19 protein-coding genes and 1 pseudogene are annotated in these 23,891 nt (G+C 73.4%); 12 read left to right on the top strand and 8 right to left on the bottom strand.

All coding sequences use genetic code 11. The annotated features are described in order from the left end of the window. Positions 1-86: 86 nt before the first annotated feature. Positions 87-2,828: a WD40 repeat domain-containing protein gene (locus tag BU198_RS43625; RefSeq protein WP_188301670.1), complete on the top strand. Its 2,742-nt coding sequence runs from the start codon at positions 87-89 to the stop codon at positions 2,826-2,828. A 182-nt stretch (positions 2,829-3,010) separates the two neighbouring features. Here the strand turns inward: BU198_RS43625 and ligA are convergent, their stop codons facing one another. Then, positions 3,011-5,089, bottom strand: a complete 2,079-nt coding sequence (gene ligA, locus BU198_RS40270) for an NAD-dependent DNA ligase LigA (protein WP_188301277.1) — start codon at positions 5,087-5,089, stop codon at positions 3,011-3,013. On the opposite strand from ligA, the pseudogene BU198_RS44390 reads away from it, so the two are divergent. The 6 genes and pseudogenes from BU198_RS44390 to BU198_RS40250 form a co-directional block, all read left to right on the top strand. Further along, a pseudogene (locus BU198_RS44390) lies at positions 5,088-5,606 on the top strand (helix-turn-helix domain-containing protein); the annotation flags it as partial. The gene ligA and the pseudogene BU198_RS44390 overlap by 2 nt on opposite strands. A 36-nt stretch (positions 5,607-5,642) precedes the next feature. Further along, a complete protein-coding gene (locus BU198_RS40265; protein ID WP_223245490.1) occupies positions 5,643-6,617 on the top strand; it encodes a transcriptional regulator in 975 nt (324 codons plus the stop codon). Between the two features lie 293 nt (positions 6,618-6,910). Beyond that, positions 6,911-8,455, top strand: a complete 1,545-nt coding sequence (locus tag BU198_RS40260; protein WP_317620489.1) for a radical SAM protein — start codon at positions 6,911-6,913, stop codon at positions 8,453-8,455. A 5-nt stretch (positions 8,456-8,460) separates the two neighbouring features. Further along, complete coding sequence (locus BU198_RS43620; protein ID WP_262987101.1) at positions 8,461-8,595, top strand: hypothetical protein; 135 nt, start codon at positions 8,461-8,463, stop codon at positions 8,593-8,595. Between the two features lie 68 nt (positions 8,596-8,663). Further along, positions 8,664-9,470, top strand: a complete 807-nt coding sequence (locus BU198_RS40255; protein WP_411293284.1) for an aminoglycoside phosphotransferase — start codon at positions 8,664-8,666, stop codon at positions 9,468-9,470. An 11-nt stretch (positions 9,471-9,481) separates the two neighbouring features. Next, complete coding sequence (locus tag BU198_RS40250; protein ID WP_188301280.1) at positions 9,482-10,402, top strand: phosphotransferase; 921 nt, start codon at positions 9,482-9,484, stop codon at positions 10,400-10,402. Positions 10,403-10,425: 23 nt separating this feature from the next. Here the strand turns inward: BU198_RS40250 and BU198_RS43615 are convergent, their stop codons facing one another. Next, positions 10,426-10,557 carry a hypothetical protein gene (locus tag BU198_RS43615; protein WP_262987102.1) on the bottom strand — a complete coding sequence of 44 codons (132 nt, stop codon included), beginning with the start codon at positions 10,555-10,557 and terminating at the stop codon, positions 10,426-10,428. 94 nt (positions 10,558-10,651) lie between these two features. Next, positions 10,652-11,647 carry a 3-oxoacyl-ACP synthase III family protein gene (locus BU198_RS40245; protein WP_223245487.1) on the bottom strand — a complete coding sequence of 332 codons (996 nt, stop codon included), beginning with the start codon at positions 11,645-11,647 and terminating at the stop codon, positions 10,652-10,654. Positions 11,648-12,152: 505 nt separating this feature from the next. Here BU198_RS40245 and BU198_RS40240 point away from each other — a divergent pair. After that, entirely contained in the window at positions 12,153-12,581 is a 429-nt protein-coding gene (locus tag BU198_RS40240) for an SRPBCC family protein (RefSeq protein ID WP_188301282.1), read from the top strand. Positions 12,582-12,656: 75 nt separating this feature from the next. On the opposite strand, the gene BU198_RS40235 is transcribed toward BU198_RS40240, so the two are convergent. After that, positions 12,657-14,222 (bottom strand): alkaline phosphatase family protein, encoded by a 1,566-nt coding sequence (locus tag BU198_RS40235; RefSeq protein WP_188301283.1) that lies wholly within the window; start codon positions 14,220-14,222, stop codon positions 12,657-12,659. Positions 14,223-14,439: 217 nt separating this feature from the next. Here BU198_RS40235 and BU198_RS40230 point away from each other — a divergent pair, with 217 nt between their 5' ends. Then, on the top strand, positions 14,440-15,207 hold the full coding sequence (locus BU198_RS40230; RefSeq protein ID WP_188301284.1) for a GntR family transcriptional regulator: 768 nt from the start codon (positions 14,440-14,442) through the stop codon (positions 15,205-15,207). Between the two features lie 168 nt (positions 15,208-15,375). Next, positions 15,376-18,771: a hypothetical protein gene (locus BU198_RS40225; protein WP_188301285.1), complete on the top strand. Its 3,396-nt coding sequence runs from the start codon at positions 15,376-15,378 to the stop codon at positions 18,769-18,771. Between the two features lie 173 nt (positions 18,772-18,944). Here the strand turns inward: BU198_RS40225 and BU198_RS40220 are convergent, their stop codons facing one another. Beyond that, entirely contained in the window at positions 18,945-19,466 is a 522-nt protein-coding gene (locus tag BU198_RS40220; RefSeq protein ID WP_188301286.1) for a hypothetical protein, read from the bottom strand. Positions 19,467-19,736: 270 nt separating this feature from the next. After that, entirely contained in the window at positions 19,737-20,102 is a 366-nt protein-coding gene (locus tag BU198_RS40215) for a hypothetical protein (protein ID WP_188301287.1), read from the bottom strand. A 242-nt stretch (positions 20,103-20,344) separates the two neighbouring features. On the opposite strand from BU198_RS40215, the gene BU198_RS40210 reads away from it, so the two are divergent. Beyond that, complete coding sequence (locus tag BU198_RS40210) at positions 20,345-21,376, top strand: helix-turn-helix domain-containing protein (RefSeq protein ID WP_317620490.1); 1,032 nt, start codon at positions 20,345-20,347, stop codon at positions 21,374-21,376. Between the two features lie 273 nt (positions 21,377-21,649). On the opposite strand, the gene BU198_RS40205 is transcribed toward BU198_RS40210, so the two are convergent. Next, the gene (locus tag BU198_RS40205) at positions 21,650-22,228 is read right to left on the bottom strand and encodes a hypothetical protein (RefSeq protein ID WP_188301289.1); all 579 of its coding nucleotides are present in this window, start codon (positions 22,226-22,228) and stop codon (positions 21,650-21,652) included. A gap of 110 nt (positions 22,229-22,338) precedes the next feature. Continuing rightward, entirely contained in the window at positions 22,339-23,136 is a 798-nt protein-coding gene (locus tag BU198_RS40200) for a glycoside hydrolase family 25 protein (RefSeq protein WP_188301290.1), read from the bottom strand. Positions 23,137-23,406: 270 nt separating this feature from the next. Between BU198_RS40200 and BU198_RS44100 the strand changes: the two genes are divergently transcribed. Then, the coding region (locus tag BU198_RS44100; RefSeq protein WP_317620491.1) for a helix-turn-helix transcriptional regulator at positions 23,407-23,891 on the top strand (485 nt) is incomplete at its 3' end.

Below are 23,891 nucleotides of genomic sequence, written 5' to 3'. Positions count from 1 at the left end.
GGAGGGCCCGGGAGCCCCGCCGTCGGAGCTCCCTGTCCGGGACCGGTCATAGGGTGGGCCCGACCGGTACCGGAGTGGGGAGAGTGATGTCTGACTCGCAGGAACACCGCGGCTGGATAGGCCGGTTGCTCGGCGGCCGCCGCGCCGGGCAGCGTGCGGCGGCCCGGCCGGCCCCCGAGGACCGCCGGGCGTGGGCGCGCCCCGGGGAGCTGGTCGACCTGGCCTCCCTGCCGCCGGACGTGGCGCGGGCCATGGTCGACGCCGCGACGGCGGTCGACGAGGCCGACCAGGCGTACTACCGCGGCGACCTGGCCCAGGCCGAGCGGTTGCTGCGCGGCGCGGTGACGACGGAGATCGATCCCTACCGGCAGCTCGCCGAGGAGCGGCTCGGGGGGATGCTGTCCCAGGACGGCAGGATGGCGGAGGCGGTCGCGCTGTGGCTGCGCGCGGCCAAGGGCCCCGATCCCGGGCTGCGCCAGGCCGTCGCGACCTGCCTGGGCTCCATTCCGCTCGCCGACGGCGCCTTCCTGGTGAACGCCGATCCGGCGACCATGCGGGCCGTGCTGCCCGAGGCCTGGGGGTTCGGCCGGCCCGGCGCCGCGGTGTACCAGGCCTCGGCCCACCGGCACCGGGACGCCGGCCCCGCGGTGCGCCGCCGGCTGCTGGTCCTGGACGCCCTGCGGTACGGGGACCGCGAGCTGGCGGCCCGGTTCGAGGCCGTCCCGCTGGACGAGCGCTTCCCGCAGTGGCAGCCGGTGTGGGCCAGCGGCGCCCAACTGGGCGGCTGCCTCTGGAGCGTGGCCGGCCACCCGAAGGGCACGTCGGCGGTCACCACGGCCACCGTGGACGGCCGCCCGGTCGTGGTCACCGGCGGGGAGGAGGGCACCGTACGCCTGTGGGACCTGGCCACCGGCGAGCCGGTCGGCGAGCCGATGACCGGCCACACCCAGCTCATCCGCTCCATGGCGACGGCCGAGCCGGACGGCCGCCCGGTGGCGGTGTCCGGCGGGGTCGACCGGACCGTACGGGTCTGGGACCTGAGGACGCGTCGGCTCCTGCACCCGCCCCTGACCGGGCACGCCGGCTGGGTGACCGCGGTGGACACGGCGGTGGTGCGGGGCCGGACGGTGGCCGTCACCTGCGGCGAGGACCGCACCGTACGGATCTGGGACCTGGCCTCCGGCGAGCCGGTCGGCACGCCGATGCACGAGCCGCCGCTCACCGCCCGCCACTACGAGAGCAGGCTGTCGGCGCTGGTCACGACCGTGCTCGGCCGCCGGCCGGTGGCGGTGACCGGCGACATGGGCGGCACCCTGCGGGTGTGGGAGCTGACGAAGGGCCGTCAGCTGGGGCCGGCGCTGGAGACCGGAGGCGGCTCGGTGTCCTCCCTGGCCGCGGTGCTGGTGGACGGCCGCCCGACCGTGGTCGCCGGCCACTTCGGCGGCGTGACCACCCTGTGGGACGTGGCCACGGGCCGCCGGGCCGGCGAGCGCATGGCCGGCCCGAAGGATGCGTCGCACAAGGCGACGGCGGTGGAGACCGGTGGCGGGGTGGCGGTGGCCGTCAGCAACCACGACGGCCTGGTGCGGCTCCTGGACCCGGCCACCGGGCGGCAGCTCGCCCAGGCCTTCGCCGGCCCCCGGGGCGGGACCCGGGCCCTGGCCACGACGGTGCTGGACGGGCGTCCCGTGGTGCTGGTCGGCACCGACGACGGCCGGGTGCACCGCTGGGATCCGGACCTCGACGTCCGTCCGGTGGGCGACCCGCTGCCGGGCCACGGCGGCCCGGTGACCGCCGTGGTGACGGTCGGGGCCGACGGCACCGCGCTGGTGGTCAGCACCGCCGCGGACGGCACGGCGCGCCTGTGGGACCCGGACACCGGCGCCGCGGCGGGCACCCCCTCCACCGGGCACCGGGACTGGGTGCAGGCGATGGCGGCGGCGGTGGTCGACGGCCGGCCCGTGCTGGTCACCACCGAGGGCGACACCGCCGTCCGGCTGTGGGACCCGGCCACCGGGGCGCCGGTGGGCGAACCCCTCGCCCACGACGGCCGGGTGCGCGCGGTGGCCACCGTGGTGGCCGACGGGCGTCCGCTCGCCGTGACCGGGGGCACGGGCGGCCTCGTCCGGGTCTGGGACCTCGCCACCGGGGAGGACCTCCACGGGCCCCTGGCCGGCCACGGGTCCGCCGTGACCGCCGTGACCACCGTGGTGGTCGACGGCCGGCCGCTCGCCGTGACGGCGGACGGGGAGACGGTGCGGTTGTGGGAGCCGGCCACCGGTGCGCCGGTCGGCGAGCCGATCCCGATCCCGCTCCCGGCCCCGGCCGACGCCCCGCCACGGGAGCGGGAGCCGGCGGACGAGGACACCGAGGACGCCGAGGACACCGGCGACATCGACGAAGAGGACGAAGAGGACGAGGACGACGACGAGGGGCCGGTCGTCGAGGCGGTGGCGGCGGCGGTGGTCGACGGCCGCCCGGTCCTGGCGGTGGGCATCGACGACGGCCTGGTGCACGTCTGGGACCTGCTCACCCGCACCCCGGTCGGCCCGCCCCTGCACGCCGCCGACGACGGCCTCACCGCGATGACCGTCGCACGGATCGCGGGCCGCCCGGTGCTCGTCACCGGCGGCGCCGACGGCACCGTACGGACCTGGGACCTGGGCACGCTCGCCCGGGTCGGCCCCGACCTGGTGCTGCCGCTGCCGGTCGGCGCGCTGGCCGCGGCCCCGGCGGACCGGCTGGTGGCCGGATTCGGCTGGGAGGTCGCGGTGTTCCGGCTCGCGGAGCACGCCGGCCAGGCCGGAGGAGGACGGGCGGAGGCGTGAACACGAGGGTCCGGCCCCCGGGCCGGACCCTCGCGGGCCGGGACGTGCGCGCGGCGACGGACGCGGGCACGCCCCGTGCAGGGGTGCGTTCGGAGTGCCTACGCATCCTTGCCGATGCTCCGGGCGCCCCGGTATCCCAGTTCCCTCGGAGGTGCCCGGCCCCTGCGGCCCCTGCCGCCGCGTCAGGCCGGGAGGTGGGCGGCCACCAGGGCGGCGAACTCCTCGGGGGTGAGGATGCGGATGCCGAGTTCCTCGGCCTTGGCCCGCTTGGAGCCGGCCTTCTCGCCCGCGACCAGGAGGGTGGTGCGCTTGGAGACGGAGGAGGAGGCCTTGCCCCCGGCCTGTTCGATCAGTTCGTTCATCTGGTTGCGGGAGAGGTCGGCGAGCGCGCCGGTCATGCTGCCGGTGACCACGACGGCCTCGCCGGCCAGCGGTCCCCCGTCGCTCTCGGCGCCCTCGCCCTCGCCGCCCTCGGTGCCGCCCTCGGTGCCGCTCTCCCCCGCCACCGCGGCGGGGGCGGTGGGAACGGTGACGGCGGTGCCCACGCCGAGGTCGGCGAGGCGGTCCAGCAGCGGGGCGAGGTCGGCGAGTTCGGCGGCGACGACGCGGGCCTTCTCGGTGCCGATCCCGTCAACCCCGGCCAGCGTCTCGGCGTCGGCGGCCCGGATCGCCGCCATGCTGCCGAAGTGCGCGACGATCCGCCGGGACATGGTGCGCCCGGTGCCGCGGATGCCGAGGGCGCAGAAGACCCGGTTGAGCGGCTGGGTGCGGGCGGTGGCGAGAGCGGCGATCAGGTTGTCGGCGCTGGTCTCCCCCATCCGCTCCAGGGTGAGCAGCTGGTCGCGGGTGAGGGTGAACAGGTCGGCGAGGTCGGCGACCAGGCCGGCTTCGACGAGCTGGACGGCGCGGGTGCCGCCGAGGCCCTCGATGTCGAGCTGGTCGCGGCCGGCCGCGTAGAGGACGGAGGCGACGGCCTGGCAGTTGCGGCCGCGCACGCAGCGCCAGCGCTGTTCGCTGCTGTCGACGGCGTCGCCGCAGCGCGGGCAGGCCTCGGGGAAGGCGATCGGCTGCTCGGCGCCGGTGCGGGCGTCGAGCACCGGGGCCTCCACCCGGGGGATCACGTCGCCCGCGCGGTAGACGAAGACCTGGTCGCCGATCATCAGGCCGCGCCGTTCGATGTCGGCGGGGTTGTGCAGGGTCGCGAAGGTGACGGTGACGCCGTCGATCACGACCGGTTCCAGGACGGCGCGCGGGGCGATGATCCCGGTGCGGCCGACGTTCCACTCCACCCCGAGCAGCCGGGTGACCTTGTGCTGGGCGGCCAGTTTGCGGGCCACCGCCCAGCGCGGCGCCCGGGAGCCGGAGCCGGCCTCGGCGCGGTCGGCGGCCAGGTCGGCCTTGACCACCACGCCGTCGATGCCGAAGGGGAGTTCGGCGCGCAGCGCGGCGATCTCGTCGATCCGCTGCTGGACCTCCTGGACGCCCTCGCAGGGCCGCGGGCGGGCCGCGGTGGTGGCGGCGGTGTTGGCGCCGAGGGCGGCGAGGCGGTCCAGGAGGGCGCTGTGGGCGAGGTCGTCGGGGCCGACGGCGTCGTAGGCGAAGAAGGTCAGTTCGATCCGGTAGGGGCGGTCCTTGGCCCGCAGGGTGCCGGCGGCGCCGTTGCGCGGGTTGGCGAAGGGGGTGGCGCCGTGGTCGGCGCGTATCCGGTTGGCGTGGTCGAACTGGTCCTGGGTGAGCAGGACTTCGCCGCGCAGTTCGAGGTCGAGCGGCTCGGCGAGTTCGGCGGGCAGGCCGAGGACGGCGTCGGCGGTGTGGGTGATGTCCTCGCCGGCGAGGCCGTCGCCGCGGGTGATCAGCTGGTGCAGGCGCCCGGCGCGGTAGCGGGCGGCGACGGCGAGGCCGTCGAGCTTGGGCTCCACGCACCAGGCGGTGACGGGCCGGCCCAGGCGGCGCTCCAGCCCGGCGGCCCAGGTCTCCAGCTCCTCGGCGGAGAAGACGTTGTCCAGCGAGAGCATCGGCACGCTGTGCGGGACGTCGCCGAGGGCGGCGCCGCCGGCCACCTTGCCGGTCGGCGAGTCCGGGAGCACCTGGTCGGGGTGCGCGTCCTCGTAGGCGGCGACGGCCTTGAGCAGGGCGTCGTACTCGTCGTCCCCGAGCGGGGTGGCACCGTCGGCGTAGTACGCGGCGGCGGCCTGGACGGCGGTGGCGACGGCGTCGGCGTACTCGGACGGGGAGGCCAGCGGGGCGGCGGTGTCGATCATGTGGGAATCATGGCGGACGGCACTGACAACGCCCGGCGCCCGGCCGTACGGCGGCGGGGGTCAGTGCAGCCGGGCGCTGGTGGGGTGCCGGCGCCGTTGCGGCGGGCGTCGCGGCGGGCCCGGCCGGGGGTGGGGCCGGTGCCGAGGACGCGCCCGTCGGCGAGGGCGAGCCAGGTGCCCGGGGGCGTGCCCTCGGGGGCAACGGCGGCGAGGGCCGCGTCCGGTTCGGTGCGGGAGGGGCCGGTGCCGAAACGATCTGTGGACGGGCGGCTTCAGGGGTACGGTCCCGTGCACACGGGTTCAAGGCGTGCACGGGATGGGGACCAGCATGGCACCTCCGGACGGAATCGGCATCGGCCAGCGGATCGCGGCCTACGAGGATGTGAGGGGTTTGAGTCATCGGCAGCTCGCCGATCGCGCTCATGTCTCGTACAGCCTGCTCACGAAGGTGGTGTCGGGGCACAAGCCGGCGACGCCGGAGTTCGTGGCAGCGGTCGCCCGGGCCTTGGGAGTTGAGCCGGGCGACCTGCAGCCGCCCTCGTACGGTGACGGCATGGCCGATGACCCGCTGGTCCCGTTGATGGGGCCGATCCGCACCACGCTCGACCTGTACGACCTGCCGCCGCAGGAGGCCGTGCGCCCGCGGGCCCTGCCGGCTCTTCGGGCGGCGGTACGGCAGGTGAACGCGCTGGCCCAGGCAGCGAAGTACAAGCCGATGGTGGCAATGCTGCCGGGGCTGCTGGTCGAACTGCACACGGCAGCACACGAGTTCACTGGAGAACAGCAGCGGCAGGCATGGGGCCTGCTGGCGGAGGCATACCGGTGCGAGCATTCGGTCGGGATCGCGATCGGCCTGAACGACCTGTCCGCGACGGCCCTGGCCAGGATGGACTGGGCCGCCCAGCGGGCCGGTGACCGTGCTCCCGCTCTGCGGGCCGCCCGCGAGTACCTGCGGGTCACCGCCTACCTGCGCGTCGGCGACCTGGCGGCATGCCGGCGTCTCCAGGAGTCCGGCCGCGGCCACCTGGACGGGACCGACGCCAAGACGCCGAGCGCGCTTGTCACCGCAGGGCAGCTCCACCTCGGCTCCGCCGTGGTCGCCGCCCGCGCCCGGCAGACCGATGCGATGAAGCATCACCTGGACGCGGCCCGGAAGGTCGCCGCCAAGACCGGTGAACGGCCGGACCTGTCGCTGCACTTCGGGCCCACCAACGTTCAGGTCCACAGGGTAATGACGCTGGTGGAGGCCGGCGAGCACGACGAGGCGGTGGACGCCGCGAAGGGCCTGCGGTTCCCGGCCGGGTGGGCACCGACCAGGATCGGTCACCACCACATCGATCTGGCCCGCGCCTACCGGTGGATGGCCAGGCCCGAAGCCGCGCTCGACCAGCTGGATACCGCGTACGCGGTGGCGCCCGAGCAGGTCTCCCGGCACCCGCTCGCCCGCGAGACTGTGATCGCCCTGTCACGCTCCGCTAGCCGCCGGAGTGTGCGGCTGTCAACCTGGATCACACGAACGGGCATCTGACGATCTTTCACTTCCGGTGAAATTCACGGCCTTACATCAGCGGCATCGTGGTGTTCAGGCCCCGCGACGTGAAGCCGGGGTATGAGCCCGGTCCGGGCCCACGCGCGGTCCGGACCGGCCTCCACCACACCGCTGATCCTTCTGGAGCCCGTGATCGCCGCTACCCGCCGCCCGGCGCCGTCCGGACCGCGCAGATCCGCCGGTGACCGCCTACGGCGGAGGGCCCTGGCCACCGCGGCGGCCGGCTGGGCCGACTTCTCCCCGGCCGCCGACCCCCGAATGCGCCCGGCCTCGTGAGCACGGCGACCGTCCCGGTGCCCACGATCGAGAAGCCGTCCATCGCTCACCTGCCCTACCGGCCCGAGTCGGCCTCGGCGGCCCGCCGCCTGGTCCGCGACAAGCCGGCCGAGTGGGAGCTGGGCGACCTGATCGACGACGCCCAGCTGATCGCGTCCGAGATCGTGGGCAACGCCTCCAAGACCGGCTGTCTCCTAGACGGTGCATGCGGAACCGCGGGGTGCGTCATGACCGGCCGGCACCTCGGCACCACCGAGCACACGCTGCGGCCACGGCCGCCCGGCTGCCCCAGTCGCGTCCGCCGAGGAGAAGGCCATAGACCCGTCCGACGCTCGGCCGAGCCGATACTGCCCCGCTGGGTTGGGGCTGCTGTCCCCGCACACCCGTTCCACTGCGCGACCCCGCCATCCCGCCCGCCGTCCAAGGGAGTGTCCATGCACGACTTGATCGCTTCTCCGTTCCTGGACGGCTATGTGGCCGTCCGGCCCGGCCGGCGCGAGGGCCTGCGGATCGGCGCGGGCCGGTACCGGGAGCTCCTGGACGCGCCGCCGCAGGCCATGGTGCCCGGATGGCTCACGGAGGCGGCCCGCAACGCCTGGGGCATGGTCCTGGACGGGCGGCGGCTCCACGGGACGGTCCTGGTCCGGCAGCCCGCCGCGCTCGGCTACGGCCGTGCGTCGTGGGAGATCAACAAGGGCTGCGACTACGACTGCGAGCACTGCTACCTGGGCCTGAAGAACTTCGAGGGCCTGGCCTGGGAGGACAAGGTCAAGATGTTGAACGTCGTCCGGCACTCCGGCGCCCTGTGGTTCCAGATCACCGGCGGCGAGCCCCTGATCGACCGCGACTTCCCGGCCGCCTACCAGTACGCGAACGAGCTGGGGCTGATGGTCTCGATCGCCAGCAACGGCAGCCAGCTGTCCAAGCCGCGCATCCAGGAGCTCTTCGCCCGCCACCGCCCCTACCTGATCGCGGTCAGCGTCTACGGCGCCACCGCCGCCTCCTACGACGGCATGACCCGCAACCGGGGCGCCTTCGACCGGTTCATCAAGGGTCTGGAAGCCTCCCGGGACGCGGGCCTGCCCCTGAAGCTGAACATCGTGGTCTCCGAGCGCAACGCGGGAGAGATCCCCCGGATGCAGGCGCTGGCCGACCGGTACGGCTTCCCTCACCACGTGTTCACCACAATGAGCCCGACCATCGAGGGCGGCGGCGAGCGGATGGGCACCCAGGCCGCCGACTACGTCATGCCGCGCAAGCCGTTCCAGGGCTGCAACGCCGGGCTCACCTTCTTCCACGCCGACCCCTGGGGGAAGGCATCGATCTGCAAGGTCGGCCGCGACCCCCGGTTCGACCTGATCACCGACGGCGTCGACGGCCTGCGCCAACTGGGCGCCGTCGCCGACTCCCTCCAGCTTCGCACCGGTGGATGCTCCGGCTGCGCGCTCTCCGGCACCTGCTTCACCTGCCGACCGCTGGCCAAGCTCTACCAGGAGGCGAAGGCCCCGCTCAACACCTACTGCCAGCACGGAGGGAGGTAAACCCAATGCCGGTACCCGTAGCACTTACGCTCACCGAGCGACCCCTTGAGGACGAGGAGGTCGTGTTCGTCGGCGACCTGGACGACGTCCTGGAGGTCGTCATGTGCTCCTGCTCGTCGAGTGATTCCCAGCCGTACTAGCTCGTCCGGTGGCGCCCCGGCCCAGGTCGGGGCACCACCCACCGCCCCTCTGGAGTCCAGCAGTGTCGATGAACCGCCTCGCCTGGCACCACCTCCCGCCTGCCTCCCGCGCGGCCGTCCAGGAGCGCACCGGCCCCTTCCTGACCACCGCCGACGCGTCCAGCGGAGCGAACTCCGGCGTCGCCGTGAAGGCCATGACCGCCTCCGGCGCGGTGTTCATCAAGGGCATCCCCGTCGACAACCGCCAGGTCAAGACGCAGCTGCGCGAAGCCGCCGTCAACCCGCACCTGCCCAAGTCATCCCCCCGGCTGCTGTGGCATCTGCAGGCCGGGGGCTGGGACCTGCTCGGCTTCGAGGCGATCGAGGGCCACCTCGCCGACTTCTCACCGGGCAGCCCCGACCTGCCCCTGGTCGTCGACGCGCTGACGGAACTCGCCCGCACGCCCTGCCCGGACATCCCGCTGCTGAGCTTCTCCAAGCGGTACGCGCCCTACGGCGACACCCCGGAGCTGTTCGACGGGGACGCGCTCCTGCACACCGACATGGCCCCGCACAACGTCCTGGTCGACCACGCCGCCCACCTCATCGACTGGGCCTGGCCCACCCGGGGCCCAGGCTGGGGCGACCCGGCCGTCTGGGCCGTGCGTCTGATCGACGCCGGACACACCCCTCGGCAAGCCGAGCAGTGGGCCGGCCGGCTGCCGGCGTTCGAAGCCGCGGACCCCAAGGTCCTTCTCGCCTTCGCCGAGGCCAGCGCCCGCTACTGGCAGGAGGTCCACGCCCAGGCGTCGGCGGCAGCGTGGACACGGTCCATGGCCGCCTCCGCTCTCGCCTGGCGCGACCACCGACGCGACCACTCGCCGGCCGGGAAGTGACCGACCCACCCATGGACCCGGCCCTGATCAGCGGCCTCCTGGACGAGATCACCGACGCCACCGGCCACCGGGCGCCGACCCGGCTTCCGCTGCGGGTCTGGTCCATGTCAGGAGTCGAACGGCTGACCTACCCCGACGGCACCACCGCCGTCCTGAAGTACGCGCGCGAGCCGTTCACCCAGGAGGACCAGATACTGCGGACCGCCGCACAGGCCGGCGTCCCGGTGCCTCAGGTGCTCGGCTCAGCCCAGCGAGGCGGCCTGCTCGTGATGGTGCTCGAAGACCTCGGCGACCCGCAGCGCGAAGCCACCGACAGCGAAGTCACCACAGCCGCCGCGCTCCTTCACGCAGCCGCCCCACCGCCGTCACTGCCAACACTGGATCAGAACGCCTTGGCAGCCCTGCCCGGCAAAGCCCTGGGCCACCTGCAACGACTGCGAGCCGCCGACCGCTGGACGGAAGGGACCGAAGACCTCACCAGCACCCTGTACGCCCTCGCGCACTCCGCGAAGAAGAAGGCAGTCGGCGCACTGACCGCTCCCTTCGGCTGGGTGCACTCCGAATACCACCCGTCCAGCCTGCACATCGGCCCCCGGGGCTGGCACCTGCTGGACTTCGCCCACTCCTTCACCGGACCGGGCCTCCTCGACCTCGCCTCCTGGCAGGGCCTCACTCTCAGGCAGCCCCCGGACCCGGCACGCCTGCGCGGACTCATCGACGCCTACATCGCCGCAGGAGGGCCACGCGACGCGCTCGCCCGCCGCGGCGGGCTGCCCCCGGAGGCGTGGGCGCTGGGATGGCACCGGGTCTGGGCGATCGAATGGTTCCTTGAACAAGCACACCGATGGATCAACGACCCCGCCAAGGACCCCGGGGCCGTCAAAGTCGTTCGCCGCCATCTGATATCGGCCGTGGATCTCCTCGAGGTGTGAAGGAGGCCCCACCAACTGTGGGACTACCCCTCCGTGTCCCCGAGCGGGGTGGCACCGTCGGCGTAGTACGCGGCGGCGGCTTGGACGGCGGTGGCGACGGCGTCGGCGTCGGCGTACTCGGACGGGGAGGCCAGCGGGGCGGCGGTGTCGATCATGTGGGAATCATGGCGGACGGCACTGACAACGCCCGGCGCCCGGCCGTACGGCGGCGGGGGGTCGTTCAGTGCCTCCTGCGGCCGGGGGTACCGGTCAGCACTCCAGCAGCGCGCAGGCCCAGTGCATGCCGCGTCCCATGCCGGTCAGGGCGATCAGGTCGCCCTGGGCGAGGTGCCCGGCCGCGCGGTGGTGCTGGAGGTTGAGGATGTGGTCGGCGGCCCCGAAGTGGCCCCGTTCCAGGGAGATGTCGAGGTTGGTGCGCTCCGGCGGGACGCCGAGCAGGTCGGCCAGCTTGGTCAGGGTGGAGAGGTTGTCGTTGAGCAGCACCACCCTGGCCAGGTCCGACACGGAGACGCCGATCCGCTTGCAGGCCCGGGCCGTCACCTCCTGCACCCGGTCGCCCATCAGGCCGATGAACTCCTGGAAGCGCTCCGTGTCGTAGTCGAAGAACTCCATCAGGTCCCAGGCGTCGCGGGCCGGCGGGGGCACCTGGCCGCCCTGGAAGGGGGCGGCCGCGCCGCCCTGGTCCATCCGGAACAGGTCGGCGTAGCGGCCGTCACTGATCACCTCGCCTGCCCGCCAGCGCAGTTCGGGGTGGTCGCGTCCGGCCACGGCCGCGCCGGCGCCGTCGGAGAACAGCAGCGAGTTGGTGTACATCCGGTTCCAGTACGCGTCGCAGGTCCGGTTCGCCCCGACCACCAGCGCCCGCTGGTAGTCGGGGTGGGTGGCGAAGCGGCCGGCGAGCAGGTCGAAGCAGGTGATCCCGCTGACGCAGCCCTGGCTGACCAGGACCGCCTCGGCGCGGTGGGCGCCCAGCCGGTCCTGGAGGCTCGCGGCCGCGTCCCAGTACAGGTACTCGGGGATGTCGGTGATCGCGAGGACCACCAGGTCCAGTTCGGCGGGGTCGGTGTCCGCCTCGTCCAGGGCCGCCCGGGCGGCGTCGAAGGCCAGGTCGGTGAGCCCGACCCCGTCCGGGGCGCGGTGGATGGTGCGGTAGCCGTACGCCTGGATGCGCTCGACGTCCGCGGTGTACTCGGAGACCGCGTCCTCGACGGCGACGGGCTCCCCGAGCGCCGATCCGAATGACATCAGGCCATAGTCCACGTCACTGCCCCTTCCGGCTGCGCACCCTCGTCGGCGAACCCCGGCCGGCCCCGACACCGGCACCCTCAGGGCAGGGAGCGCGTTCGCGGGGCCGACGCACGGGAGAGGGCGCCGGGCGTCATTCCAATGCCGGGAATGCCGGGAAATATGACGAGTCCGGGGCCGTGGTCAGGGCGCCGGCGGAGTCCGACCCGGGTCCGGGTCGGAGTCGGCAGCGGGATCGGGATCGGGATCGGTGGTCGCGAGGGTGACCATGTGGTGCATGACGGCGACGGGGACGCCGGGGTTGCGGGCGCCGGTGTCGGCCGAGGCCGGTCCGGTGCTCGACGCCGTCGGCGCGGGTCAGCGCGGCCCACGCGGGGTCGAGCGGGGTGCGCGGCCGGCGTCCGGCGGCGCACCGGGGGCATGCCGGGCCGCACACGGGGAAGCCGGGTCCTACGGAACACCGTCCCCCTGGGGGGCAGCCGGTGAGGAGACGTCAGGAGGAACGATGCATCGGATCGAGGAGTCCGTCGAGGTCGCGGCGCCGCTGGACGCGGTCTACGGGAGCTGGGTGAGGTGCGAGGAGTTCCCCGGTTTCATGCGGGGGGTGGTCAGCGTGGACCGGTCGGAGTGCGGCACCAGTTGGGTGGTGCGGACCGCCGCCGGGCCGCGGGAGTTCGAGGCCGTGACCACGGAGCTGGTGGAGCGGGAGCGGGTGGCGTGGGACAGCGGACCCGGGCCGGCCCGGCACCGGGGTGTGGTCACCTTCCACCCCGTGGACGACCGGACCACCCGGGTGATGCTCCAGCTGGAGGTCGAGCCGCACGGGCTGTGGGAGCACGTGGCCGAGGCGCTCGGCTTCGTCGACCGCCGGGTGATCGACGACCTGGCCGACTTCCGGCGCCATGTCGAGGAGAGCGGCGGGCAGGCGGCGTGAGCCCCGGCCCGGAGGGACGACGGAGCCGCCGGCGGGGACGGGGCCGGTGCCCCTCCCCCGCCGGCGGCGTCCGGGTCAGGAGGTGGTGAAGGTGACCTGGTCGACGGTCCAGAAGGCGCTGTTGGTACCGGTGTAGCGGAACTGGAAGCGGGCGGTGGCGGCGCCGGCCGGGACGGTGACGGGGAGGTTCTCGACGGTGTTGAGGTCGGCGCGGTAGGACTTCACCAGCTGCGGGGCGCCGTTGTCGAAGACCACGGAGAGGTCGCCGGTCTGCGGCCCGTCGATCTTGTAGTCGGTCGCGAAGGACAGCACGCCGCGGCTCCTGCCGGAGACCGGGTAGGCGGGGCTGACCAGGGTGGAGTCGAACTGGCCCGCGCCGTGCGCCTTGTCGTCCCACTCGTCGGAGTCGGCGACGGCGAACACGTTGCGGGCGCGCACGTTGGTCTCGCGGGACTGGCCGAGCTGGGAGGCGGTCCAGAACTCGTCGGTGGCGAAGGTCCAGCCGCGCCACTCGGTGACGCCGCCGCCGGGCATCCGGGAGTTGTCGATGCTCCAGCCGGCCGGCGGGGTGTGGGTCCAGCCCTTCACCCCGGCCGGGATGCCGCTCTCGTCGGCACGGGCCGACAGGCCCGGGCGCAGCGCGTCGAAGTCGTCGGGGGTGATCTCGTCGATGGGGCGGCCGTCGAGCTTCCAGGCGGGGTCGATGGCGGCGCCCTCGTGCTTGAGGACGGTGGGGGCGATGTCGGCGGGCCTGACGTCGTAGCGGCGGGAGCCGGGGGTGTAGCCGGTGCCGTCGGCGATCAGGAAGGTCTGGCGCTCGTTGGCGCTGTTGCCGCCGTGGCCGCCGGCGTCGGTGTGGCCGTGGTCGGTGGTGACGATGATCAGCCAGTCCTCCGAGCCGTACGTGGGGCGGGACTTGACGGCCTGGAGGACCTGGCCGACCAGGGTGTCGGCGCTGTGGAGGGCGGCCAGGTAGTCGGCGCCGGCGCCGCCGTGGCTGTGGCCGGCCTCGTCGACCTGGTCGAAGTGCAGGAAGGTGGTGTCGGGGTTGCCGTGGGCGAGGTAGTCGGCGGCGTCGGCGGCGGTGGTGGTGTCGTTCTCGCTCTCCTGGAGGCGCAGGTCGGCGCGGCCGTTGAAGACGTTGCCGGCGATGGGGTTCCAGGAGCCGATCACCAGGGTGGAGTTGCCGGGGTCGGCGTTCTCCAGGCGGGTGGCGAAGTCGGGGTAGAGGTCGAAGCGGGCGCCGGTGAAGGCGTTGTCCTTGACCTGGTGCTTGTCGGGCCACACGCCGGTGGCGATGGTCGACCAGCCGGGGCCGGAGAGGGTGGGGGCCAGCGGGTTGGCGTAGAGGTTGCCGGTGGCGGTCATGCCGCCGGCCATCAGGGCCTTGAGGTGGGGGGCGTCGGCGGTGAGCAGCTTGTCGTAGCGGGTGCCGTCGACGCCGATGACCAGGGTCTTGGCCTGCTTGGTGCCGTTGGGCAGGTTCCGGTACGGGCCGTCCGCGGCAGAGGCGGCGGGCACGGCGGCAAAGGTGGGCACGGCGGCCGAGGCGGCGGCGGACAGCGGGGTCAGCGCAGCCACGGTGGCGGCGACCGTGGCGGCGGCGAGGACGGCGGTGCGAGTGGAGCGGGAGGTACGCAACGGAGGACTCCCCAACTGATCGTCGGCGCGGTGCAGTTGCACCGGGAGTGAGGATGGGCCGGGCGGGCGAGGGCGGCCCCTCGCCGAGTCCACGGTTGTATGAACAACCGCCGAAATTCAGTCCAGACCCGTTACGCTTCCGTGATCATCGACGCCGGCCCCGAACGTCCTGGCGACCCCACGGCACCGCGGAACCGGTCCTCGATAGGCTGGCGCGGTGAACCACCCCATCCCCAGGGCCGGCCCGGAACCCGCCCGCGCCGGCGTCCCCGAGCACGGCCGGGTGCCCAAGTACTACCTGGTCAAGGCCCGCCTGGAGGAGCTGATCGGCGAGCTCGGCCCGGGCGGCCGGCTGCCCACCGAGGCCGATCTGGCGCAGCGTCACGGCGTCGCCCGGGCCACCGTGCGCCAGGCGCTGCGCGAACTGCTGCTGGAGGGCCGGCTGCGCCGGCAGGGCCGGGGCACGGTGGTCGCGGGGCCGAAGATCGAGCAGCCGCTGTCGCTGAGCAGCTACACCGAGGGCGTCTCCCGCCAGGGCCTGCGCCCCGGCCGTACCCTGATCGCCCTGGACCGGCTGCCCGCCGACGCGGCGATGGCCCGGCTGCTGGACGTCGCCGAGGGCGAGCCGTTGTGGCACCTGGAGCGGGTGCTGCGCGCGGACGAGGAGCGCGTCGGGCTGGAGTCCACGTACGTGCCGGTCGCCCGGGTGCCCGCGCTGGGGCGGGACTTCGACCCCGAGGGGTCCTTCTACGGCTACCTGCGCGAGCAGGGGGTGCGCCTGGGCGCCGCCGACGAGCGGATCGAGACGGTGCTGGCCACCCCGCGCGAGGCGCTGCTGATCGGCACCCCGCCGGCGCTGCCGATGCTGCTGCTGCACCGCCGCAGCCGGGACGCCGCCGGGCGCCCGCTGGAGCAGGTGCGCACCCTCTACCGCGGCGACCGCTTCAGCTTCACCCTCGCCCTGGGCGCCCCGGACGGCGACTGACCGGGGCCCGCTCCGGCGACGGCTCCCCCGGTGTCGTGCGCCGCCCGGGCGGGCTCGGCACGGATGCCGTTTGCCGCGGTGAGCCCCGGGTGATCCTCCGCCTCGGTGCCGCCCGCCCGGGGCGGCGGGCAGGGCCCCGCAGGGTCCCCCCGAAGGCTGGAGGAGCGCATGCCGATCTCGGTGTCGGACGTACTGATGGAAGACGTGCTGTTCGCGACGGGAATCCCGGTGGACGCCTCGTCGCCCAAGCCGGTCGCGGTGTTCCGCAACCCGTCCCAGGGACAGGTCTGGGACCACCAGACCAAGGCGTGGGTGAACGGATACCGCCTGGAGGCCCTCGTCATCAGCGCCGTCGGCGCTGTGCGCAAGGTCCACCACCTGATCCGCGATCCCGAAGCCGCACACGGCTGGAGGGTGTCGGACGTGGACTTCGGTACGCCCACACCACCGGCCCAGCTGGTGGCCTTCAACCCGGGCGGCGAGGTGTGGTGCCTGATGATCGCCGAGGACGAGAAGGCGTACATGTCGTACCTCCAGCAGGACGGAACCTGGGCGAAGGCCCTGCCGGTGGGATCACGCACGTACGAGTCGGTGGAGACCTCCTTCGACGGTGAGGAGTACCCGCTCGCCTACCTGCGGGTGCGCAACAGCCCCGATTCCGCTTGCTTCACAGCACCCGACTGGTCGGAATGCACAGAGCTCGACAGCCTCCCGAACGACCGCCTGGCCTACGGCTCCTCGTCCGACAACGGGGCACGCGACTGCGTGTTCGGTGCCGCCGTACAGAGTGGCAGAGTGACGACGGGCTGGACGCGGCTGGGCCGGGAGCCCGGAGGCAATTACCTCGGGGAGTTCTTCCCTGAGGACGGCAAGGAAGCACGGCAGGTCGTGGAGCTGTACTGCGACGACAACGGACACGAGGTCAAGGCGCTGGTCCTGAACACGGACGGTTCCTTCTCCACCGGCACGTTCAGTGCCGCCGATGCCAACGGCAAACTGGTACCGGCGGGCATCCCCGGTCTGCCGCAGGACGTCACCTTCACCCGTGTCGTCTCCTACCTCAGCCGCGAGGGGACCGCACAGAAGCCCGAGTTCTTCCGGGACCTGTACGCCATCGACGCCCAGCACCGGCTCTGGGTGGTGCGCCGCGCCCGCGGCGGGACGGACGGCTGGCTCCCCCCGCTGCCCATCGACAAGAACATCGGCGGGATCGCCGCCACGGGCGGGTACCTGGGCGAGACCGCGCTGTTCTCCTGGGCCCCCGACGGCGGACAGCTGAACCTGGACATCCGGGACGGACGGACGGGCCGCTGGCGCGGTGTGCACGTCCTGCCGCCGACGTCGAAGCCGGAGCAGTACAAGGGGAACTTCCACCGCGTCGAGGCACTGGTCCGCACCGAGGAGGGCGTTCCCCTGCCCCGGCATCCGGTGACCCTGGCCACCCACGACGCCGCGGCGGACTGCGAGGTGTTCTGGACCGTTCCGGGGGCCATGGGACCGCCGCTCATGCACACCATCACCGCGGACCCCACCCCGCTGATCACCGACGCCGAAGGACGGCTGACGCTGACCCTGCGGGCGGACACCCTCGCCTCGTCGGAACTGCTCCTCACGGCGGACGGCGTCACGGTGCAGGTGAAGCCCGGCGCGAAGGTCCTCAACTACCTCAAGGGCAGCGGCACCCTGCGCGAGACCGACCCGCGCGGGCCCCTGCCCACCTTCGACCAGGCGGGCCACGCCCTCGCCGCCGCCAAGATCGCCGGCCCCGACGCCACCGATGACAACCTCGCCCAGTGCGCAGCACTGGTCGGCAAGGTCGCCGCCCACGGCCTCGCCACCCCACCGCAACTGACCCCCCTCTACCGCACCCTCGACGGCGGCCCCCAGTTCCGGAGCATCTGGGGAGACATCGGGGATCTGGTGGGGGACGCGTGGCACGGCATCAAGAACGGCCTGATCAAGGTCGGTGAGGTGATCAAGAAGGGAGCCGACTGGGTCTGCCAGAAGCTGACCGCGCTGGGCCAGGAACTGGGCAAGGACGCCTCCCTGGTGATCAAGGGGATCGAGACCGCGGCGCACGCGATCGTCTCCGTGCTGCGCGCGATCGGCGCCGCCATCGAGAAGGTCATCGAGTGGCTCAAGGCACTGTTCCACTTCAAGGACATCTGGGAGACCAAGATGGCCGTGGAGCAGGCCTTCCAGCAGGCCACGAAGAGCCTGAACGGCGGGATCGCCCTCCTGAAAGAGAACGCCGACCAGTGGCTGGAGCGGCAGAAGACCGAACTCGCCGACGTCCTGGACAAGTTCAAGAGCGAACTGACGGGCAACGGCGTCACGACCGTCAGCGCCACCACGGCCGCATCCGGCGCCGCCAACCCGAAGGTCGCGACGGCGACGTCCGACCCCCAGGCCCGCTGGTTCTCCGAGAAGGTCCACCACGCGGGCTCCCCCACCGGATCCCTCGCCACCTCCCTCGCCGAGGGCAGCGGCGGGACCGGACCGGACCTCCTCACGGTCCTCACCAGCATCGAAGAGGCCTTCGTCAAGGAGGCCGTGCTCCTGAGCCAGCAGCTGGCATCCCTGCTGAACCCCCCGGAAGCTCTGGCCGACGCCGCGCTGGCGAAGCTCGTCGACGACCTCAAGAATTTCCTGCTCACCCTGATGGACCTCGCCAGGAAACTGGTGGACAGCTTCCTCGACCTGCTGGAAGACGGGCTCGGACAGCTCGCCGGCGCCGCGTCCAAGGAACTGCACTGGGGCCCGCTCAATGCCCTGTGGGCCGGGATGGCCGCTCTCGCCGGCCACGGCGACGACGACAAGCTCACCCTCGGCGGCGTGGTGGCGCTGCTCATCGCCTTCCCCGCCACCATCGGCTACAAGATCGCCACCGGCGACTCCGCGGCGAAGCTGTTCCCCGGCGGCAAGCTCCCCGGCCACGGGCAGCCCACCCCGGCCGAGTCCCTGGTCGGGGACCCAGCCGACCCCGTCGCCCCCACCTCGATCGCCCTGGCGAAGGGCTGCTACGCCACGGCGGGCTTCGCCACGATCCTGCAGGCCATCCCTCTGGTCTGGCTCGACTTCGCCGCCCCTCAGGAGCAGGGCGAGATCTCCTCCTGGCTGCCGTACTCCGTCTGTCTCGCAGGACTGGGTGCGACGGTCCTCACCGTGGTGGGCCAGTCCCAGGACACCTGGGACTGGGACAAGATCCTCGATGCGGGCATCGTCGCCGGGGCGACCATGACCGGGGTCGGCTACCTGGCCGGCATCCTCGCCACGAAGTTCGACCAGTCCGCATGGACCCGGTTCGCCCCGATCGTCGTCACCCTCAGCGGCGGCGTCGGCCTGGCCTGGGTCGTCTACGCGGTCGTCGAGAAGAACATCACAGGACCGGTCCCGATCGGCGGCGCGTTCATCGGGACCCTGCCGGCGCTCTTCGGCTTCCTCAGCCTGCCCGCTCTCGCCGATGACGAATGGGTACGGCTCGCTCACGCAGCCGTCGACGTCATCGCCAACCAGCTGGCCGGGGCCGCCAACATCATCGGCGCCTTTTCGTCCTCCTCCTGACCGGCGGCACGCGTGGGGTCCCCGCACGACTCCGGACGCTGTGCGGGAATCCGGGGACCCCGACCACTTTCACCCCGTCGAGCAACGGCTCGACGGGACGAACAGAACACTCAGAACACGAACCGACCGTCCGGCGGCCGCGGGTGCGGCCGCCGACGGCGGGCGGGCGGGTGTCAGCAGGTGCCGACGCGGCCGTTGTACGAGGACCAGACCGGCGTCCAGGCGCTGCCGTTGTCGTGCGGGCGGTAGACGACGAGGTTGCCGTCGTTCTGCATGCGCAGCCAGTTGGCACTGGGGTTGCAGCCGAGGGCGGTGCCGGAGGACCACTTGGCCTTCTTGAAGGTGTCGTAGACGACGAGGTTGCCGTCGTACTGCATGATCACCTTGCCCGGGCCGCCGCTGTTGGTGCCGCTGGCCCACACCGGGTAGCCGGTGTTGGTGTCGTACTGCACGAGGTTGCCGTCGTTCTGGTACAGCAGCCGGTAGTCGCCGTTGCCGGAGACGAGCGAGTCGCCGGGCAGCAGACAGCTGCCCCAGTTCATGTGGTCCCAGCCGCTCGGGTTGCGCGAGCAGTTCCACTCGCTGTTGACGTCGGCGGAGGCGCTGGTGGCGGTCGCCAGCCCGGTGACCGAGGCCAGTGCCAGTGCGGCTCCGACGAGCGAAAGGGCGCGCCTGACCGTTCCGGTGTTCCGCATGGTTCCCCTCTTTTCCGCTGCGGCACGGCTCCTGGCCGTCCGCGGCACGGTGTCCTTGACCGCGGCGGACCGGCCCCGGGCCCGCCCGCCGCCGTGCGGTGGGAGCGGGGCCTCTCGACCCCTGCGTCCATGCCAACGGGCGGTGATCGACACCCGGTTCACCGTGTTTCCCGGGGGCAACGGAAGGCCTCACTCGGGCCGGCGGCACGCGTGGGGCCCCGCACGACACCGTGCGGGGCCCCACGCGTGCCCGGACGGGCGGTCCGCGCCCTACCGGACGACCTGGTAACTGAGCGCCGGGTAGGTGAAGTTGGCCCAGGACAGGCTGCCCAGCCCGAACGCCAGGTCGCTGGGCTTGCCCGGCAGGCCGGTGCGGCAGTCGGCGGTGTAGTAGACGCGGATGTCGGCGGCGGTGTAGTTGACCGCGGAGGCGGCGGCCGGGATGTTGTGGCAGCCGGTGTCGGCGGTGTCCACCACGGTCCGGGCACCCGTCAGGTTCGCGCCGGCGGCGAAGTAGGCGACGGACGCGTGCGGGAACTCGACGGCCGCCGCGGGCTGGGCGAGGGCCGCCCCGAGCAGGACGGCCGCCCCGGTGGCGACGGCGGCGGTGAGGCTCTTCTTCCGGAGTGCGGCCATGGATGACTCCTCGTCGGACGGGCGCGCGGGGATACGCACGCGATCGTGTTATCGCATCTTCAACTAATTCCCCGGGGCCTGCCAAGACCCCCTCGCCGCACGGCGGCCCCGCACACCCGGGCCCGGGCGCGGGACACCCGGCCCGACCTAGTAGGTTTCGATGTCACCGACGGCGAGGATTCGGTGACGCCTGGTGCGGGAAGGGGGCCCGGCCAGGCAGAGCGGGAAGGGGAGGACGCACGGTGGCCACGAGCACGGAGAACGTGTTCAGCAGTGAGGGCATACCAGAGAAGGAACGGTTCGAGTGCTGGCGGGAGTTGATCGGCCGCTCCCGGGACAGCGAGGTGACCAGCGACCACTCCGCCGACTTCCGCGCGGAGATGCGGCGCCTGGAGCTCGGCCCGGTGACCCTGCTGCGGACTTCCTTCCCGCCGACCCGCTTCCATCGCACCGCGCGCCGGGTCCAGCGCTCGGACCAGGAGACGTTCCACCTCACCCTGCTGCTCGGCGGCGGCTTCGCCCTCAGCCGCGGCACCGAGCCCACCGTGATCCTGGAGCCCGGCAAGCTGCACATGCTCGACAGCTCCCACTCGTTCGACCTGCGGTCCTACGGCTCCCGCGCCGAGGCCCCGTCGGAGCGCCGCGTCGAAGCCGTCGGCATCGACTTCCCGATCTCCCTGCTGCCGCTGCCGCCGCACCGGCTGCAGGAAGTGCTGGGCCGCGGCTTCTCCTCCCGGGAGGGCACCTCCGCGCTGCTCACGGACTTCATCGTCGGCCTCGACCGCCAGGCCGCCGCCCTGGGCCCGGTCGAGACCCCCCGCCTGGGCGGCATCGTGATCGACCTGGTGTCCGCCTGGATCGCCCGGGAGCTGGACGCCGAGGCCACCGTGCCCGACGACAGCCGGCAGCGGGCCCTGGTCGAGAACGTCCGGGCCTTCATCGGACGCAACCTGCACGACCCCGAACTGACGCCCGCCGTGATCGCCGCCACCCACCACATCTCCGTCAGCTACCTGCACCGCCTGTTCACCCGGCGCTCCGACGGCGAGACCGTCGCCGCCTTCATCCGCCGCCACCGGCTGGAGCGCGCCCACCGCGACCTGGCCGACCCCGCGCTGCGCGCCCTGCCCGTCCAGACCGTCGCCGTCCGCTGCGGCCTGCCCCGCGCCTCCGAGTTCAGCCGCGCCTTCAAGGCCGCGTACGGCCTCTCCCCCCGCGAGCACCGCCGCCGGACCCTGGGCGGGCCGGCACACGGACGGCCGGCGTACGGGTAGCCGGCGTACGGGTAGCCGACGTACGGACAGCGGACGCGACGGACCGGCCCTGGACCCGGAACGGACGCGGGAACGGACCGTGCACGCAATGCCAAGGAACTGTCCACTGGGCGCCAACACGGCCGCTCCGCGTCCTGACATCCTCCACGAGGAACACCGCGCGGCGGAGCGCTGTGATCCGGTTCCAGGCCGACGGCCCGGCACGCCACGGGGGAGCGTGCCGGGCCGTCGGCCGTTGCGCGTCAGCGGGCGCGCGCCGGCCGGGTTTCCGTGTCAGTCGGCCAGGTTGACCGGGCGGTAGGCGTGGTAGCCGTCACCGCTCTTGAGGCCGTAGCTGTGCGAGGCGTGCCGGGTGCCGACGTGGCCGGCCTGCTCGTAGGCCTGGTACGAGCCCTTGCCGCTGTTCCAGCCGTCGAAGATGACGACGTGCCGGTGGTCCGGGTCGCCGCTGTTCGCCTTGATGACCAGGTCGCCGCGGCGCAGCTCGGACATCTTGATGGGCTTGGTCCAGCCGTCGTTCTTCAGCGCGACGGTGTTCGGGCCCGACTTGGGCAGGCCCAGCGCCATCGAGGCGTAGCCGGAGCAGTCCTGGCGGTAGCCGTCCTTCCAGTTCTTGTGCTGGCTGTACGGGACGGGCTTGCCCCCGTTGGCGGTCAGCCAGCGCTGGGCGCGGCGGATCTCCTCGGCGCGGGTGATCTTCGGGGCGGCGGCCCGCTGGTCCTGCGCCCGGACGACGGCGGCGGTGTCGCCGGCCGGCGCGGTGGCGGCGAGGGCGGGCGCGGTGAGGGTGAGCGAGCCGAGCAGCGCGGTGGCGGCGAGGGCGGGGATGCTCCAGCGGCGGATGCGGTTCATGACGGTGTTTCCCTTCCGAGGGGTGATGCCGTGACAGGTGATGTCGTGACAGGTGGCGCGGTGACGGGTGGCGCGGTGACGAGCGGTACGGAGTGGTCCGGGGGCGGCCCTCAGCCCAGGTGGGCGAGGCGGCGCAGCGCGGCGTGGTCGCCGTGGAAGACGTCGGCGTCCATCGGGCGGCCGGCGGTTCCGGGGATGCGGGCCTGTTCGCTGTGCTGCCAGAAGTCCCAGCCGGTGGCGCCGGGCAGCGGGCGGGGTTCGGTGGTGCCGTAGCGGGCGAGCCAGGCCCGGTGACCGGCGAGGTCCCTGGTGCCGCCGAGGCAGTCGTCGACGATGTCGCGGCGGGTGTAGAGGACGGGTGCGGTGCCGGTGGCCTGCCGGACCCGCTGGAGGAAGGCCTTGAGCTGGTCGAGCCGCAGCGGGTGGCCGTCGTGGCGGCACTCCTCCACGTCGACGGCGGGCGGCAGTTCGCCCGGCTTGCCGCCGGTGTGGCCGGCCCGGCGCAGCGCGGCGAGGAAGTGGTCGGCCTGGGCGGCGCCCTCCTTGTCGGCCTTGAAGTAGTGGTAGGCGCCGTGCGGGAGGTTCACCGAGCGGGCGCCGGCGAGGTCGCGGGTGAACCAGCCGTCGTCGAAGGTGAGGCCTTCGGTGGCCTTGAGGTAGACGAAGGACCGGCCGCCGCGGACGATCGCGGGCCAGTCGTAGGCCCGGTCGCCGCCCTCGGTCTCGTGGCTGTGGTGGGAGCTGTCGAAGCCGTGCACCGCGTAGGTCTGCGGGCCGCCGGCGGCGTCGGCGCTCGCGGCCGGGACGAGTCCGGCCGGCGCGGCGGCGAGGACGGTGAGGGCGGCGAGGGCGGTGACGACGGCCGTCCGCAGCGCGGTGCGGGTCCTGGGACGGGAGTCGGGCTTCATGAGGGGGGTTCTCCTCTGCGGTGGTGCGGGGGTGGTGACGGAGCGTCGCCCCGGGGTGGCGGTCCTGCCGGTGTGTCCCGGGGCCTGGTGAGAGCTTCGCCAGGTGGGCGGCCGGGGTGTAGCGGTTGCCTGTTGTCGCCCGGTGCGGGCACCTCGACAACGGCTCTGACCTGCGGCTTCGCTCGTTCGCGGGGAACGGCCCGGCCTCCCGTGACCGCTGCGGCCCGGCCTCGTTGAACGGTTGGGACACGATCGGACCGGGGGCTGCGGGTGAGTGCGGAGGGCGAGCGGCGGCGGGTGCCTGGGCAGGGCACGCCGCGATCCGGACGGGACGGGCACTCCGGCGGGGACGGGCACAACAGCGGGGACGGAAGCGGCGGGAGCGGTCCCGGCAGGCCCGGGAACGACTGGAGCGGGCACGGCGCGGCCGGGGCGCGGGCGGCGGAGGGCTTCGCGGCGGCGCTGCGCGAGCGGCGGCGGGCGCAGGGCCTCTCGCAGTCCGGCCTGGCCCTGCGGGTGCACTACGACAAGAGCCACATCAGCAAGGTGGAGAACGGCGACAAGCCGGCCACCGCGGACTTCGCCCGGGCCTGCGACCAGGCGCTGCGGGCCGGCGGCGAGCTGGTGGCACTGGCCACCCGCGGCCAGTGCCCGTACCCGGGGCTCGCGTCCTTCCGGGCGGAGGACGAGCGCTGGTTCCACGGCCGCGAGCGGGCCCGCGCCGAACTGCTCGCGCTGCTCGGCGAGCGGCTGGC

Source organism: Streptomyces sp. CBMA156 (genome assembly GCF_014596515.1).
Lineage (GTDB): Bacteria > Actinomycetota > Actinomycetes > Streptomycetales > Streptomycetaceae > Kitasatospora.
The sequence above is the reverse complement of the archived record's forward strand: the minus strand, read 5'-3'. Positions and strand labels throughout refer to the sequence as shown.

Coding starts and splice junctions, on each gene's coding strand:
- BU198_RS43625 (WP_188301670.1), top strand. CDS start 87: ATGTCTGACTCGCAGGAACACCGCGGCTGGATAGGCCGGTTGCTCGGC.
- ligA (WP_188301277.1), bottom strand. CDS start 5,089: ATGATCGACACCGCCGCCCCGCTGGCCTCCCCGTCCGAGTACGCCGAC.
- BU198_RS40265 (WP_223245490.1), top strand. CDS start 5,643: ATGGCCGATGACCCGCTGGTCCCGTTGATGGGGCCGATCCGCACCACG.
- BU198_RS43620 (WP_262987101.1), top strand. CDS start 8,461: ATGCCGGTACCCGTAGCACTTACGCTCACCGAGCGACCCCTTGAGGAC.
- BU198_RS40255 (WP_411293284.1), top strand. CDS start 8,664: ATGAACCGCCTCGCCTGGCACCACCTCCCGCCTGCCTCCCGCGCGGCC.
- BU198_RS40250 (WP_188301280.1), top strand. CDS start 9,482: ATGGACCCGGCCCTGATCAGCGGCCTCCTGGACGAGATCACCGACGCC.
- BU198_RS43615 (WP_262987102.1), bottom strand. CDS start 10,557: ATGATCGACACCGCCGCCCCGCTGGCCTCCCCGTCCGAGTACGCCGAC.
- BU198_RS40245 (WP_223245487.1), bottom strand. CDS start 11,647: ATGTCATTCGGATCGGCGCTCGGGGAGCCCGTCGCCGTCGAGGACGCG.
- BU198_RS40240 (WP_188301282.1), top strand. CDS start 12,153: ATGCATCGGATCGAGGAGTCCGTCGAGGTCGCGGCGCCGCTGGACGCG.
- BU198_RS40225 (WP_188301285.1), top strand. CDS start 15,376: ATGCCGATCTCGGTGTCGGACGTACTGATGGAAGACGTGCTGTTCGCG.
- BU198_RS40220 (WP_188301286.1), bottom strand. CDS start 19,466: ATGCGGAACACCGGAACGGTCAGGCGCGCCCTTTCGCTCGTCGGAGCC.
- BU198_RS40215 (WP_188301287.1), bottom strand. CDS start 20,102: ATGGCCGCACTCCGGAAGAAGAGCCTCACCGCCGCCGTCGCCACCGGG.
- BU198_RS40205 (WP_188301289.1), bottom strand. CDS start 22,228: ATGAACCGCATCCGCCGCTGGAGCATCCCCGCCCTCGCCGCCACCGCG.
- BU198_RS40200 (WP_188301290.1), bottom strand. CDS start 23,136: ATGAAGCCCGACTCCCGTCCCAGGACCCGCACCGCGCTGCGGACGGCC.